This window comes from Brachybacterium sp. GU-2 (genome assembly GCF_030866705.2).
GTDB lineage: Bacteria > Actinomycetota > Actinomycetes > Actinomycetales > Dermabacteraceae > Brachybacterium > Brachybacterium conglomeratum.
In genome coordinates, this window is record NZ_CP133037.2 from 228,911 (window position 1) to 242,816 (window position 13,906).

The following is a 13,906-nucleotide window of genomic DNA, read 5'->3' on the forward strand; positions in this document are numbered from 1 at the left end:
TGCCCTTTCCGTCCGCATCCTCCTCCGCAGGGCGCCTCGACGACTCCGCCCTGTGCTGATCAGTCGCGGGCTGGTCAGCGCGCGGCGGAGAACGCACCGAGCGGAACGGCAGCGCCGCAGTCTGGGGCCATGACCACACACCGCCCCACCGCCCCGTCTCGACACCTCCGACCCCATCGTCCCGCAGCCCCTCATGGCGAAGGGCTATCGGAGGCCGAGGACAGATCCCGTCCTCGTCGCAGGATTCTCCTGCGACGTCCTCGGCGCGGACTCCCCGCGCTCCTCAGACGATCGCGGTGAGCAGGTGCGGGACGACGTGCCGGGCGAAGGTGCCGAGCATCGCGCGCTGGTCCGCGGCGGGCGCCCCGAAGGGGAGCACGAGCGAGATCTCGTCGGCCGCCTGGACGACCGCGTCGGCGACGAGGGCCTGCGCGACCACGCCGGGATCGCCGATGACGATGCGGGAGAACACCGCGGCGTTCCCGCCGATCTCCTGGGACTGGTGCTCGTCGCTGACGCCGGGCCCGGCGGTCCTCTCACGCGGGATGAGGGTGACGTAGCGCTCCAGGTCCGCCTCGGACTCCACCGGGATCATCTGGCGGGAGACCATCACGTGCCCCTCGCCGTGCCCCGCCTCGCGGGACGCCTCCCGGTAGGCCTCCAGCGCCTCGAGCTGGAGCAGCTCGAAGGACCGGCCGGAGCCGTCGTCCGGGGCCATGGTCGCCAGCTGCAGGCCGAGACCGGCGTGGCCCGCCATCGCGGCGCGCTGCGGACTCGCCGCGCCGTAGGCGAGACGCTCGCGCAGACCCGGGGCCTGGGGCTGGATCCGCAGCGGCGTGCCGGGATCGACGCCCTCGATGTGCTGGTCGGCGCCGGCGACGATCTCCCCGTCCATGAGCTCCAGCAGATCGTGCAGCACCCGGTCGACGTGGTCGGTGCGGTCCCCGTGCAGGGCCGCGAAGGCGCGGGTGTAGATCGCGTCGTGCGCGGAGTAGCCGGAGCCGAGCCCGGGGCGCAGGCGACCGCCGGTGAGCAGATCGGCGGTGGCGAGGTCCTCGGCGAGGCGGCCCGCGTTCTCGAAGCGCAGCGGGATCACCGCGGTGCCCAGCTGGATGCGAGAGGTGTGCTGGCCGAGCGCGGAGAGGAACAGCAGCGGGGAGGACAGGGCGTCCTGCAGATGCCGCACGCGCACATAGCCGACGTCGTAGCCCAGTTCCTCGGCCTCGAGGAACAGCGCGCGGCCGTCCTCCAGGGCACCGTGGTCCACCTGACCGACGAAGCCGATCCGGGGAGCCTCCCGGGTGCCGGATGCTGATGCGGTCATCTCACGCCTCCTTCGAGCGATGCCTTCACGGCGCGAGGGAGAGGAAGGGGATGCGCCGATGGCCCATTCTCCCAAGCGACCGCGACGCCGGTGGGGACTTCCTGCCTTCCGCCCGACGCGCCGTCGACGGATCCTCCGCACCGCGCGCAGCGACCGTTCCTCCACAGCCGTCGACGCGGAGCCAGAACTCGGCTGGATGCACATCACCACCCCTCCTCCTCCCATGGACGGCCCGGTGGTGGGAGAATCCCAGGACGATGACGCTTCTCCACGATGCCCCGCACGGAGCCCCCGCCCAGGCCAGCACCCCCGGTCCCGGCACGGGGGCTCGTCGGCGACCCCTCACGATCGGGAGGCTCACCGTGGACACCCCGGTGATGCTCGCGCCCATGGCCGGGGTCACCAACATGGCCTTCCGCGTGCTGTGCCGCGAGTTCGGCGCCCTGCACAGCCAGGACGACGGCGGTCTGTTCCCCACCGAGATGGTGACCACGCGCGCGCTGATCGAGGACCACCGCGAGTCCTGGCGCCTGCTGCGCATGGCCGATCGGGAGCGGCCTCGTTCCGTCCAGCTGTACGGCGTGGACCCCGCGGTCGTCGCCCGCTCGGTGGAGATGATCCTCGAGCGCGACGGCGCCGACCACATCGACCTGAACTTCGGCTGCCCCGTCCCCAAGGTGACCCGTCGCGGCGGCGGCGGCGTGCTGCCCTGGAAGGATGAGCTGTTCACCCGCATCCTGCGCGCCGCGGTCGAGGCCGCCGGCGACGTGCCGGTGACGCTGAAGACCCGCAAGGGCGTGGACGACGACCACCTCACCTACCGCGACGCGGGTCTGATCGCCCAGGAGGTCGGCGCGGCCGGGATCACCCTCCACGGCCGCACCGTGAAGGAGCAGTACTCCGGCACCGCGGACTGGACCTCCATCGCGGACCTCAAGCAGACCGTCACCGACATCCCCGTGCTCGGCAACGGCGACGTGTGGTCCGCGGAGGACGCGCTGCGGATGATGGACGAGACGGGCGCCGACGGCGTCGTCGTCGGCCGAGGCTGCCAGGGACGGCCCTGGCTCTTCGCCGACCTCGCCGCCGGCTTCTCCGGTAGCACCTCACGGGTCCGCCCCGGCCTCGGCGACGTCGCGCGGATCCTGCGCCGCCACGCCGAGCTGCTCACCGAGTTCTACGAGAGCGAAGACCGGGGCGTGAAGGACCTGCGCAAGCACGTGGCCTGGTACTTCAAGGGCTATCCCGTCGGCGGCGACATGCGTCGCCGCCTCGCGACCATGGAATCCCTCGCGGACCTGGACGAGAAGCTCTCCGAGCTCGACCTCGACGCTCCCTACCCGGGCGCCGACGTCGAGGGGCCGCGCGGCCGCACCGGCCACCCCCGCAACGCCACCGTCCCCGCCGGCTGGATGGACACCCGCGAGCTGTCCGACGAGCACCGGGCGCGCCTCCACGAGGCCGAGCTCGACATCTCGGGCGGCTGAGCCATGACGACCACCGCCCCTCCCGGCCCCGCCGCGGCCGTCCCGCCCGTCGGCTACACCGCCCACGACCTTGAGCGCTGGGTGCCCGAGCCGCCGAAGTCCCAGGCCCGCACGCCCTTCCAGCGGGACCGGGCCCGGGTGCTGCACTCCTCCGCGCTGCGCCGCCTCGGTGCGAAGACCCAGGTGCTCGGCGCGGGCGCGAACGACTTCGTCCGCACCCGCCTCACCCACTCCCTCGAGGTCGCGCAGGTGGGGCGCGATATCGGCGCCGAGCTCGGCTGCGACCCCGATGTGGTCGACGCCGCCTGCCTCTCCCACGACCTCGGCCACCCGCCCTTCGGCCACAACGGCGAGAAGGTCCTCGACGACCTCGCGAAGGACTTCGGCGGCTTCGAGGGCAACGCCCAGACCCTGCGCCTGCTCACCCGCCTCGAGCCCAAGGTGATCGGACCCGAGCGCCCCCACGGGCTGAACCTCACCCGCGCCTGCGTCGACGCCGCGATCAAGTACCCCTGGTCGCGCGGCGAGGGCCCGGACCCGGATTCCCCGAAGTTCGGCACCTACGCCGACGACCACGACGTCTACTCCTGGGCGCGCGAAGGCGCCGTGGAGGGCCGGAAGTGCTTCGAGGCGCAGGTCATGGACCTCGCCGACGACATCGCCTATTCCGTCCACGACATCGAGGACGCGATCACCGGACGCACCCTCGACCTCGGCCGCCTGCGCGACCCGATGGAGCGCTCCGCCGCGCTGTACGTCGTCCGGGACTGGTACATGCCCCACGAGAGCCTCGACGCGCTGGACGCGGCGCTGACCCGCCTCGAGGCCGAGCCCTCCTGGATGTCCGCTTTCGACGGGTCGATGCGCTCGGCTGCGGCGCTGAAGGACATGGCCAGCCAGCTCATCGGCCGCTTCACCCGCTCTGCGATCACTGCAACCCGCGTCGAGCACGGGCCCGCGCCCCTGTCCCGCTACAGCGGCGACGTGATCGTGCCGGAGGAGACCCACGTCGAGATCGCGGTGCTGAAGGGCCTGGCCGCCGCGTACGTGATGTCCTCCGCCTCCCAGCAGCCCGTCTACGAGGCGCAGGAGGAGATCATCCGCGACCTCTACTCCCGGCTGTGGCACACCGGCACCCAGCACCTCAGCCCCCTCTTCGCGGAGCTGTGGCAGCAGGCCGAGGACGACGACGCCCGGCGGCGCGTGATCGTCGACCAGATCGCCTCCTACACCGACGTCACCGCGAGGCGCCTGCACGAGGTGCTCTACGACCGCGCCCTCACGCACGTGACCGCCGCGGACATGCCCCTGCCCGGCCTCGGATCGGAGCTCTGAGCGGGTGGCACAGGGACTGATCCGCCGCGCCGACGTCGACCTCGTGCGCGAGCGCTCCCGCCTGGACGAGGTCGTCTCCGAGCACGTCACGCTGCGCACCGCCGGGATCGGCTCGATGAAGGGGCTGTGCCCCTTCCACGACGAGAAGACGCCCTCGTTCAACATCCGCCCCCAGCTCGGCCACTGGCACTGCTTCGGCTGCGGCGAGGGCGGGGACGTGATCTCGTTCGTCCAGAAGATCAACCACCTCAGCTTCGTCGAAGCGGTCGAGATGCTCGCCGGTCGCTACGGCGTCCAGCTGCACTACGAGGAGGGCGACGGCAAGGGCGGTGACCGTCCCGACTTCGGGACCCGGCGCCGCCTCCTGGACGCCCACTCGATCGCGGAGGAGTTCTACCGCGAGCAGCTCTCCGCCCCGATCGGCGAGATCGGGCGGCGCTTCCTCACCGAGCGCGGCTTCGACCAGGCCGCCGCCGAGCACTTCGGTGTGGGCTTCGCGCCCGAGGGCTGGGACTCGCTGACCTCGGTGCTGCGCGGACGGGGCTTCACCGAGGAGGAGCTCACCGCCAGCGGGCTCGTCTCCCAGGGCCAGCGCGGCGTGTACGACCGCTTCCGCGGGCGGCTCGTGTGGCCGATCCGCGACATCACCGGCAAGACCATCGGCTTCGGGGCGCGGCGCCTGCTCGAGTCCGACCAGGGCCCCAAGTACCTCAACACCCCCGAGACCGCGATCTACCACAAGTCCTCCGTGCTCTACGGCCTCGACCTCGCCCGGAAGGAGATCGCCTCCCAGCATCGCGTGGTGGTCGTCGAGGGATACACCGACGTGATGGCCGCGCACCTGGCCGGAGTCACCACCGCCGTTGCCTCCTGCGGCACGGCCTTCGGCGCCGAGCACGTGAAGATCGTCCGCCGCGTGATGGGTGACTCGAACCCGTCGGCCGGGCTGCGGCTGAACACCGAAGGAAAGGGCCTGGCCGGAGAGGTCGTCTTCACCTTCGACGGCGACGCCGCCGGGCAGAAGGCCGCGCTGCGCGCCTTCGAGGAGGACCAGCGCTTCGTCGCCCAGACCTATGTCGCCGTCGAGCCGAACGGCCTGGACCCCTGCGACCTCAGGATCCAGCGCGGCGACGAGGCGGTGCGGGAGCTGATCGAGACCCGCCGGCCGCTGTTCGAGTTCGCGATCCGCACCGCCATCTCCCAGGTCGACCTCGACACCGTCGAGGGCCAGGTCACCGCGCTGCGGATGGCCGCGCCGGTCGTGGCGAGGATCCGGGACCGTGCGATGCGGCCCGAGTACGCGCGCCGGCTCGCCGGATGGCTGGGCATGGAGGAGCGGACCGTGCTGCGCGCCGTGCACGACGCCGCCCGCACCGAGGGCGGCGGCGGGCACCGCGCCCGCGAGGTGCCGCCCGAGCGGGCGGGGGAGCGGCCCGGTGCCCCGGCGATCGAGGACGACGGCGGCGTCCTGCCGATCCCGCGCCTGGCCGACGTGGTCAGCCCCCGCGACCCGGTGGGCCAGGTCGAGACGCAGTCGCTGGCCGTGATGCTGCAGGCCCCGCACCTGCTGGACGCGGAGCGTGTGGCCGCCCTGCCGGACGACTCCTTCCACGTCCCTGCCCTGCAGGGGGTGTGGGACGTGATGCTCGCCGCGGGAACCCTCCTGGACGCCGTGGGCGGGCAGCTGCCCGCCGCGCGCTATCTGGAGCAGGTCCTCGAGATCGCCGGCGAGACGGTGCGGCCGCTCATCGTGGAGATCGCGAACCTCGACCTGCCGGCCCGCAGCGAGGAGGCGCTGGAACGGCTCGGCGTCTCGCTCCTGGACCGGCTGAGCGAGCTGTCGATCACGCGCGAGTACTCCGTGCTCAAGCAGCGTCTCCAGCGCACCGATCCCTCCGACGCCGAGCGCTACCAGCAGATCATGGCGCGTCTGACCGAGGTGCAGATCAAGCGTCGGTCGCTGCGGGCACCGTCGGACTGACGGCACCGCTCGAGGCGGGCTAGTCCGGGCCGGGGGTCCGCGCTCGCGCGCCGCCTCGCGGCGCTCGCGGTCCGTCGCGTCGTCGGGGCCGGCGGTCAGCAGATCGGCGGCGGAGCGCCAGCGCGTGCCGGCCCTGCGCGCCGCGGCGAGGCGGGAGGGCTCTCGGCAGGGCGTCCGGACCGCGCGGACCTCCGACGCCGACAGGACGCTACGATCCTGGGATGGACCAAGGTGGCGGCGCGCAGGAGTCGCGACGCGAGGGGACCGCGCATCCGGTCGCGGACGGCGCAGCGGATGATGCGCCCGACGCCGACGCGTCGGGCGAGTGGACGCAGAAGCCCGGGGAAGTGGCGTGGGGCGAGCATCCCGACGGCTACTGGTACCCCGAGCACGACTCCGCGATCGACCTGCTCGCGGCGCTGCGCACCTACGAGGCCGCACACGGCGACATGCGCCGTCGGACGAGCGCCGGGATGGACATGAACATGACCGACCTGGACGCGCTGCGCCATGTCATCGCGCACGAGCGGCACGAGGAGCCGCTGACCCCTCTGGGCCTGGCGCGGCTGCTCAGGATCTCCGGCGCCTCCAGCTCGAAGCTGCTGGACCGTCTCACCGCTTCGGGGCATCTGCAGCGGGTCCCGAACCCGGATGATCGCCGCTCGAGCGTCGTCGTCGCGACTGACCACGGGCACACGCAGGTCCGGGAGCGCCTGGACGGTCTGCACGCGCGGATGCAGGAGGCGGCGGAGCAGGTGCCCGAGGAGGTACGCGGTGAGGTCGCCGCCTTCCTCCGCCGCATCGCGGCGGTGCTCGATGCCGAGAGCACCTCCGACGCGCCGCTCCCCTCGGTCGAGCGATCATCTCCGGCCCCAGCCCCGCGCAGACGATGACCCCGCGGGTGACGGCGAGGCCTCGGACAACCCTGTCGGGCGCGTGTCACCGCGCCTCCTCCTGCACCCGGGGCACGGTGCGGCCGCGGCGTCCCAGGGGCGCTGCCCGGCGTGGCGTCCCGCCGAGCGTGCACCGTGCCGCGGCATTGCTCCACGCGTCCATAGCTCGGCGATGTAGCGTGAGGGGAGCCGATGTGATCGGGTGGCCCACCGCCCGCGCCGGAATCGAGGAGTCGCCGTGAGGATCGAGACCCGCTACCACCTCGAGCATCCCCGGGACGAGGTGAACGCCTGGCTGGAGAGGCCCGGAGCACTCACCCGGCTCACCCCGCCGGGTCTCGCCACGGCCGAGGACGCCGCCGAGGGCGGCACCGGGCAGGGCCGTCTCGTCGGCGTGCGCCTCGGCCCATCGTTGCTCCCGCAGCCGCTGCGCCCCCGCTGGCTGCTGCGCCACGCCGATGCGACGGCGCCCTTCGACTTCGCCGATCAGCAGGTGCGCGGCCCCTGGCGCACCTGGCGGCACGAGCACGCTGTCGAGCAGAGCGGCTCCGGCGCCGCGGTGCACGACCGCCTCGAGGTCGAGCTGCCGCGGCACCTCGAGCGATGGGAGCCCCGTGTCGGGGAGCTGGTGAGGGGCGTGCTCGACTTCCGTGCCCGCCAGCTGCGCGAGGACCTCGCCTTCCACGCGGCGCGGGCGGGCCGGCGCCCGCTCACCGTGGCGATCGCCGGGTCCTCGGGGCTCATCGGCAGCCAGCTGGCGGCGCTGCTCCGCACCGGCGGTCACACCGTCCGGCCGCTGGTGCGGCGCGCCGCGACGGCGCCGGGTGAGATCTCCTGGGACCCACAGGGAGGGCGGCTCGACCCCGCCGACCTCGAGGGCGTGGACGTCGTGGTCAACCTCGGGGGCCGCTCGATCGCGACGCGATGGACCGCCTCGGCACGGGCGGAGATCCGCGCCTCCCGCCTCGCGGGGACCGCGCTCCTCGCCCGCACCCTCGCCGGTATGGCCGACGGGCCGACGGCCCTCGTGCAGGCCTCCGCCATCGGGTACTACGGGCCGCGCCGGCCGGGGGAGAAGCTGGTCGAGGACTCCGGCCCGGGGAGGGGTTCCTCGCCGAGGTGGTGCGCGACTGGGAGGACGCGACGACCCCGGCGCGCGAGGCAGGACTGCGGGTGGCGCTGCTCCGCACGGGCCTGGTGCTCAGCGACGGCGGCGGATCGCTGCTGCCGCAGCTGCCGCTGTTCCTCGCGGGCGTGGGCGGTCGGCTCACCGCGCGGGACGCGGCCGTCTCCTGGATCTCGCTGGACGACATGGTCCGGGCCTACGCCCACGTGATCCTCTCGAGCACGGCGGACGGGCCGCTGAACGCGGTTGCGCCGGGAACGGTCACCGCCGGGGAGTTCGCGAGCACCCTCGGGCGGGTGCTGCACCGGCCCGCTCTGCTGCCCGTCCCCGCCGCCGGACCGGCGCTCGTGCTCGGCCGCGCCGGGGCCGACGAGCTGATCCGCACCGACCAGGACGTCTCGGACGGCCGGCTGCGCAGGAGCGGCTTCGAGCCTGCTCACCCCGAGCTCGAGCACGCGCTGCGCCACCTGCTGCGCCGGATGCCGACGGAGGGGGAGGGGTAGCCCAGGCGGGGCTTGAACCCGCGACCGACGGTTGCAATCGGCGCACTTCGCACTCCTTCGCATTGACCAGCGATCCGCCCCGATAGCCGGCATGACCAGTGTATACGTGCACCCAGGTCGCGCTTCGGGGGCCGCAACAGATCGCAGATCGATGTAACGGACGGTGCCCCAAATAGTGCCCCACGGGGCACAGTGCCGTCCATGGGAGAGGACCCGACATGCCCGACATGCACGACGACGCCGCCGACCAGCTCATGCGCCAGCTGCGCGCCCGGATGCTCACCACCAGTGTCCATGCCGACGGTGAGGCGCTGCCAGCTACGCCGCGCCGGTACTTCGACACCGCCGAACGGCTCGCGCTCGTCCCCGACGTGCAAGCCGTCCAGGGTGGTGGGGTCGACGGCGGGGCGGTGATCCACGTCGGCGAGTACCCGCTCACCCCGTCCGGTTCTGCCGCGCTAAGGGATCACCTCGGTGAGCTGCTAGCCGTGCTCGGCGGGGATGACGGCTCGGCGGACCCGTCGGACCCGACCGCCCATGACACCGGATGATGACGGCGCTGTGCGGACCGTGAACGGGTCGACAGGCAGGGAGCGGCCCCGGATCCCTTCACTGGGATCGGGGGCCGCTCTAGCACTGGTGAATGTCGGACGCGATTTGTCCGCGCTGCCGCTTTACCCTGCGTCGCGCTTCTTGTACCAGCTGCGCGCGATAGCGGCGTACGCTTCGACTTCCTCAGCAGGGCGACCGTGCCTCTCGGCTGCCTTGAGTGCGCGCCACCAGCGGTTACCATTTCGATGGGCCTTCTCCGGGGTCGCCTCCCCATCAACCGGCGGCAGGTTCCTATAGCCCTCCGGGAGTGCTTTCCGGGCACGCCCCGGTGTGGGTAATCCTGCGGCACGGCGCGCCATGTTGAGCCACGCCTGTTCGTCCCTGAGCTCTTTCTCGGCCCGACGCCTTGCTTTGTTCCGCGCCACCTCCAGCTCTTCGGCAGTTGCGTAGCGCAAGACCGGCGCAAGCTCATCCCATGAATAGTTCTCAGGACGGGATGCTTCGAGATCGACGACAACGGCAGGGGCGCTCTCTCCGTTCCCGCCACGTACGAACACGCGCCCGCCGATCACCGGTTCCTCCTTGAGTTCCAGGTGTACACGTATGGCATGCCGTCCTTGCGAGGTTCTTCGTCAAGGTGACGGTACTGAATCGCTACCAGCCGAGGATGCTTCGCTGTTCGCTTCTTGAATAGTCCGAACATGGGGCTCCCTTCGTCGCGGCCGCTTGCCCAAACGCCGCTCGGTGGTGCGTCGATATTAGACCGAGACTATGGTTATGCGCGGCACCACCGTTGCACTTCGGAGCACTGGCACAGGACTGTTATTGCCACCGCCGGGCGTGCAGGCATGGAGCGGCCCCCGGTCCCGGTGAGGGGATCGGGGGCCGTCCTGTGCCCGTCAGGGCGTCGCGTCGCGGATGATCCGCTGGTACGCGGCGATCATCCCCTCCAGGCGTGCCACGGTCAAGTCCCTGGAAGTGGTGTAGCGATCCTTCGCTGAGGGGTCAGGCGGTCAGGGTGGGCAGGGAGCTTGTGGTGACCTCCTCGGTGCTGGTGTCGGGGACGAGGCTGAGGCGGCAGCGGGCCAGGACGTCCAGTCCGAGGTAGCGGCGTCCTTCGGCCCACTCGTCGGTCTGCTCGGCCAGGACCGCGCCGACGAGGCGGACGATCGCCTCGCGGGTGGGGAAGATGCCGACGGAATCGGTGCGGCGACGGATCTCCTTGTTCAGCCGTTCGGTGGGATTGTTCGACCAGATCTGCACCCACGCATCCTTCGGGAACGCCGTGAACGCGAGAAGGTCTGCGCGGGCGGCATCGAGGTGCTCGGCCACGGCCGGGAGCTTCTCGCTCACGTAGTCCAGGAGCCGGTCGAACTGGGCGTTGACCGCTGCTGCGTCGGGCTGGTCATAGACGCTGTGCAGCATCGCCTTCACCGCCGGCCACATGCTCTTCGGCGTCACGGCCATGAGGTTCGCCGCGTAGTGGGTGCGGCACCGCTTGCCAGGCCGCCCGGGAAGATGCGCGGCGATCGCCTCCACCAGTCCCGCATGCGCATCGGAGGTCACCAGGCGCACCCCGGCGAGGCCGCGGGCGACGAGGTCCGCGAAGAAGCCGTTCCACGCAGCTCCGGTCTCGCTGGTCGCGACCCGCATGCCGAGCACTTCGCGGTGCCCGTCGCCGTTGACGCCGGTCGCGAGCAGGACGACGGCGTTGATCACGCGCCCACCCTCACGGACCTTCATCGTCAGCGCATCGGCGGAGACGAACGTGAACGGCCCGGCCTCGTCCAGGGGACGGTGGCGGAACTGCTCGACGTGCTCGTCCAACGACTCCGCCATCCTGCTGACCTGCGACTTCGAAAGGCTGTTGATGCCCAGGGTCTTCACGAGCTTGTCCATGCGACGCGTGGAGACACCGGCGAGATAGCAGTCCGCGACGACCGTGATCAGAGCTGACTCGGCGCGCTTGCGCCGCTCGAGCAGCCACTCGGGGAAGTAGGTGCCAGTGCGGAGCTTGGGAACCGCGACGTCGATCGTGCCGACGCGGGTGTCGAGGTCGCGATGGCGGTAGCCGTTGCGCTGCGCAGAACGACCAGCGCTGGGCCGGCCGTACTCCGCGCCGGCAACAGCGTCCGCGTCCGCGGAGAGCAGGGTGTTGATCACGTCCTGAAGCAAGCTGCGCATCAGATCCGGGGACGCTTCGGCCAGGGCTTCACCGAGCAGGCCGGAAGGGTCGACAATGTGAGGAGCGGTCATCGTGATGACTCCGTTCGAGAGTGCTGTGAGAGGTTCACTCGAAGGATCACACGGTGGCCGCGTCCTTGTCCGGGACGATCACAGGGCCACCGCGCTACACCACTATCGGGGACTTAACTCGTGCCACCTCGTGAGGGGCGAGCGTTGACCGGCCGTCGACGGCGTCCGCGTAGGTCGACTCCAGCACGGCGAGGACCCGCCTCCAGTGCTCGACCGGGGGATGCTGCTGCGCGATCATGACGCCTCTCCGTGCTGGGCGCGGAGACTGGTCGTCAGCTGGAACAGCAGCCCCTTGGCCTCGGTGGTTCCGTCGTCCCGCTGCTGGTCGAACAGGCCGCGGGTGCGGGCCTCCAGCTGGTCAACCTCCAGCAGGCGCGGCACCGTCCGCACGGGGTCCTGTGCGAGCAGGGGCCACAGGTGCGCCCGGTAGGTGGCGAACCGCGCCATCATCAGGTCACGGGACAGGGACTGCTCGGGCAGGGTGTCCTGCATATTGGCGAGGGCCCGGGTCACGGTCGCCTTGGACACGCCGTGCTCCTCGGCGGCCTGCCGGTGCGTGCGGCCCTGGGCCGGAGATTCCAGGATCGCAGCGTCCCGGCGTGCACGCTCGACCCGTGCCGCGGATCGGCCGGTCACTGGGCCGCTCCCATACGGCTCGCGTGCTGGGCCGCCTGCTCGGTTGCCACGTCGGCCGCGGTGAGGCGGTCAGCGTCGGCGAGGGCCTGCTGGTCCGCCTGGGGGAGCTGCATACCGAGGGTGCCCGCGTAGGCGGCCTGGTCGGCCTGGTAAATCACGGCGCGGGGGCCGTACTCGACCTGTCGCCCGTCGGCGGTCGCCTCCATCACGTCGATCCATGCGGTGGTGAGGTCGCGATCGCCGACCTCGGCGAGGGCCTGCTGTGCGCCGTCGTGCCCGAGCTGGGCGAGGCGGTCTAGCACGTTGCCTCGCAGCTCGGCCCGCGCCGCCTGCGGGTCGGGGGAATCCTGCACCTGGTCGCTGGTCTCCATCCAGTCCAGGATCGCGCCCAGGCGGCGCTGGTCGGCCTGGGCGATCAGCTGGGACAGGTGGGTGCCGCGGGCGAGCAGGGCGTCGATCTTCTCCCCCTCACGGGCCTGCACGGCGACCTGGTCCGCGGTGGTCGCGGGGAGGGTCGCCAGGACGGTGTCGCGGGGGGCGGGGCCGGTGGGTCGCTGGGGGATCGCGGCGCGCAGCGTGGCGCGGGCGGCGGCGCGGGCCTCGGGGACTGGTGCGCCGATAGGTGACAGTTGGGGTGTCAGGCCGCGAAGGCGACCGGGTTCATGATGGTCTCGTACTCGATGGGGGTCAATCGGCCCAGGCGGGCCTGCCGGCGACGGCGATGGTAAGTGCGCTCGATCCAGGTGATGATCGCGATGCGGAGCTCCTCTCTGGTCCGCCACCTCTTCCGGTCCAGGACGTTCTTCTGGAGCAGTGCGAAGAACGACTCCATCGCGGCGTTGTCCCCGGCGGCACCGACTTTCCCCATCGATCCGATGAGGTGATGACGGTTCAGAGCGTGCACGAACTTCCGTGACCTGAACTGAGATCCTCGGTCCGAGTGCACGATGCAACCGGCAGCGTCGCGACGCCTGGATATCGCGTTGTCCAGTGCGTTCACCGCGAGCCGAGCCTTCGTCCGGTCGCTGATCGAGTAGCCGACGATCCGTCCGGAGAACACGTCCTTGATCGCGCAGAGGTAGAGCTTGCCCTCGTCGGTCCAATGCTCCGTGATGTCAGTCAGCCACAGCTCGTTGACGTCGTCGGCGGTGAAGTCCCGCTGGACCAGGTCATCGTGCACGGGCGGGCCCGGACGTTTGCCGTTCTTGCCGCGCTTCTTCCCGAACACCGACCACCACTGGTTGTCGCGGCAGATCCGCCACGCGGTTCGCTCGCTCATCCGCTGGCCGGCGGCTTCCGCTTCGCCGGCGAGGAACCGGTACCCGTACTCGGGATCATCGCGGTGGGCATCCAGCAGCGCGTTCGCCCGGTAGGCCTCGACCAGCTCAGCTCCGGTGACCTGCTGTTTCCGCCAGCGGTAGTAGGGTTGGCGGGAGAGCTTCAGGACCCGCAGGGACACCGCGACGGGGATCCCGTCGGAGGCGAGCTCGCTCACGAGCGGGTAGAACCTTTTCCCGGCAGGTTCGCCTGGGACAGGTAGGCAGCAGCGCGGCGGAGGACCTCGTTCTCCTGCTCCAGCAGCCGGATCTTCTTCCGAGCATCACGCAGTTCGGTCGACTCCTCCCGGGACGCACCGGGCCGGTTGCCGTCGTCGATGTCGGCTTGGCGGATCCACTTATGGAGCGTCATCTCGTGGACACCGAAGTCCTTCGCGATCTGCGCGAGAGTGACGCCGTCCTCGCGGGACCGGGCCACACGCACGACGTCCTCGCGGAACTCTCGGGGATAGGGAGCGGGCATGATGCACATCCTT

Annotated in this window: 13 protein-coding genes; 7 read left to right on the forward strand and 6 right to left on the reverse strand. The window is 71.4% G+C overall.

Translation table 11 applies throughout. The annotated features are described in order from the left end of the window. Positions 1-283: 283 nt before the first annotated feature. Positions 284-1,324 (reverse strand): LLM class flavin-dependent oxidoreductase, encoded by a 1,041-nt coding sequence (locus tag RBL05_RS01095; RefSeq protein WP_308740909.1) that lies wholly within the window; start codon positions 1,322-1,324, stop codon positions 284-286. Between the two features lie 257 nt (positions 1,325-1,581). Here RBL05_RS01095 and dusB point away from each other — a divergent pair, with 257 nt between their 5' ends. From dusB to RBL05_RS01130, 7 genes are all read left to right on the forward strand, one after another. Next, positions 1,582-2,811, forward strand: coding sequence for a tRNA dihydrouridine synthase DusB (gene dusB / locus RBL05_RS01100; RefSeq protein ID WP_308740908.1), 1,230 nt, complete (start codon positions 1,582-1,584; stop codon positions 2,809-2,811). Positions 2,812-2,814: 3 nt separating this feature from the next. Continuing rightward, the gene (locus tag RBL05_RS01105) at positions 2,815-4,146 is read left to right on the forward strand and encodes a deoxyguanosinetriphosphate triphosphohydrolase (RefSeq protein ID WP_318603964.1); all 1,332 of its coding nucleotides are present in this window, start codon (positions 2,815-2,817) and stop codon (positions 4,144-4,146) included. 4 nt (positions 4,147-4,150) lie between these two features. Further along, the gene (gene dnaG / locus RBL05_RS01110; RefSeq protein ID WP_308740907.1) at positions 4,151-6,127 is read left to right on the forward strand and encodes a DNA primase; all 1,977 of its coding nucleotides are present in this window, start codon (positions 4,151-4,153) and stop codon (positions 6,125-6,127) included. Between the two features lie 221 nt (positions 6,128-6,348). Further along, a complete protein-coding gene (locus tag RBL05_RS01115; protein ID WP_308740906.1) occupies positions 6,349-7,020 on the forward strand; it encodes a MarR family winged helix-turn-helix transcriptional regulator in 672 nt (223 codons plus the stop codon). Positions 7,021-7,258: 238 nt separating this feature from the next. Then, positions 7,259-8,356 carry an NAD-dependent epimerase/dehydratase family protein gene (locus RBL05_RS01120; RefSeq protein WP_318603965.1) on the forward strand — a complete coding sequence of 366 codons (1,098 nt, stop codon included), beginning with the start codon at positions 7,259-7,261 and terminating at the stop codon, positions 8,354-8,356. Beyond that, entirely contained in the window at positions 8,332-8,649 is a 318-nt protein-coding gene (locus RBL05_RS01125) for a DUF1731 domain-containing protein (protein WP_318603967.1), read from the forward strand. Before RBL05_RS01120 ends, RBL05_RS01125 begins: the two co-directional genes overlap by 25 nt. 218 nt (positions 8,650-8,867) lie before the next feature. Further along, complete coding sequence (locus tag RBL05_RS01130) at positions 8,868-9,200, forward strand: hypothetical protein (RefSeq protein ID WP_308740904.1); 333 nt, start codon at positions 8,868-8,870, stop codon at positions 9,198-9,200. Between the two features lie 123 nt (positions 9,201-9,323). On the opposite strand, the gene RBL05_RS01135 is transcribed toward RBL05_RS01130, so the two are convergent. The 5 genes from RBL05_RS01135 to RBL05_RS01155 all read right to left on the reverse strand — a co-directional run bounded on the left by RBL05_RS01135 (position 9,324) and on the right by RBL05_RS01155 (position 13,893). Next, complete coding sequence (locus tag RBL05_RS01135; protein ID WP_308740903.1) at positions 9,324-9,773, reverse strand: hypothetical protein; 450 nt, start codon at positions 9,771-9,773, stop codon at positions 9,324-9,326. A 433-nt stretch (positions 9,774-10,206) separates the two neighbouring features. Beyond that, on the reverse strand, positions 10,207-11,457 hold the full coding sequence (locus tag RBL05_RS01140) for an IS256 family transposase (protein WP_318603968.1): 1,251 nt from the start codon (positions 11,455-11,457) through the stop codon (positions 10,207-10,209). Positions 11,458-11,691: 234 nt separating this feature from the next. Beyond that, the gene (locus RBL05_RS01145) at positions 11,692-11,985 is read right to left on the reverse strand and encodes a hypothetical protein (protein WP_308740902.1); all 294 of its coding nucleotides are present in this window, start codon (positions 11,983-11,985) and stop codon (positions 11,692-11,694) included. Between the two features lie 104 nt (positions 11,986-12,089). Further along, positions 12,090-12,575, reverse strand: coding sequence for a hypothetical protein (locus RBL05_RS01150; RefSeq protein WP_308740901.1), 486 nt, complete (start codon positions 12,573-12,575; stop codon positions 12,090-12,092). A 155-nt stretch (positions 12,576-12,730) separates the two neighbouring features. Continuing rightward, positions 12,731-13,893, reverse strand: a protein-coding gene (locus RBL05_RS01155) for an IS3 family transposase (protein ID WP_318603971.1) whose coding sequence is annotated in 2 segments (ribosomal slippage) — positions 12,731-13,606 and positions 13,609-13,893 — 1,161 coding nt in all. Because the reading frame shifts where the segments join, the coding sequence is not laid out codon by codon here. Positions 13,894-13,906: the final 13 nt, after the last annotated feature.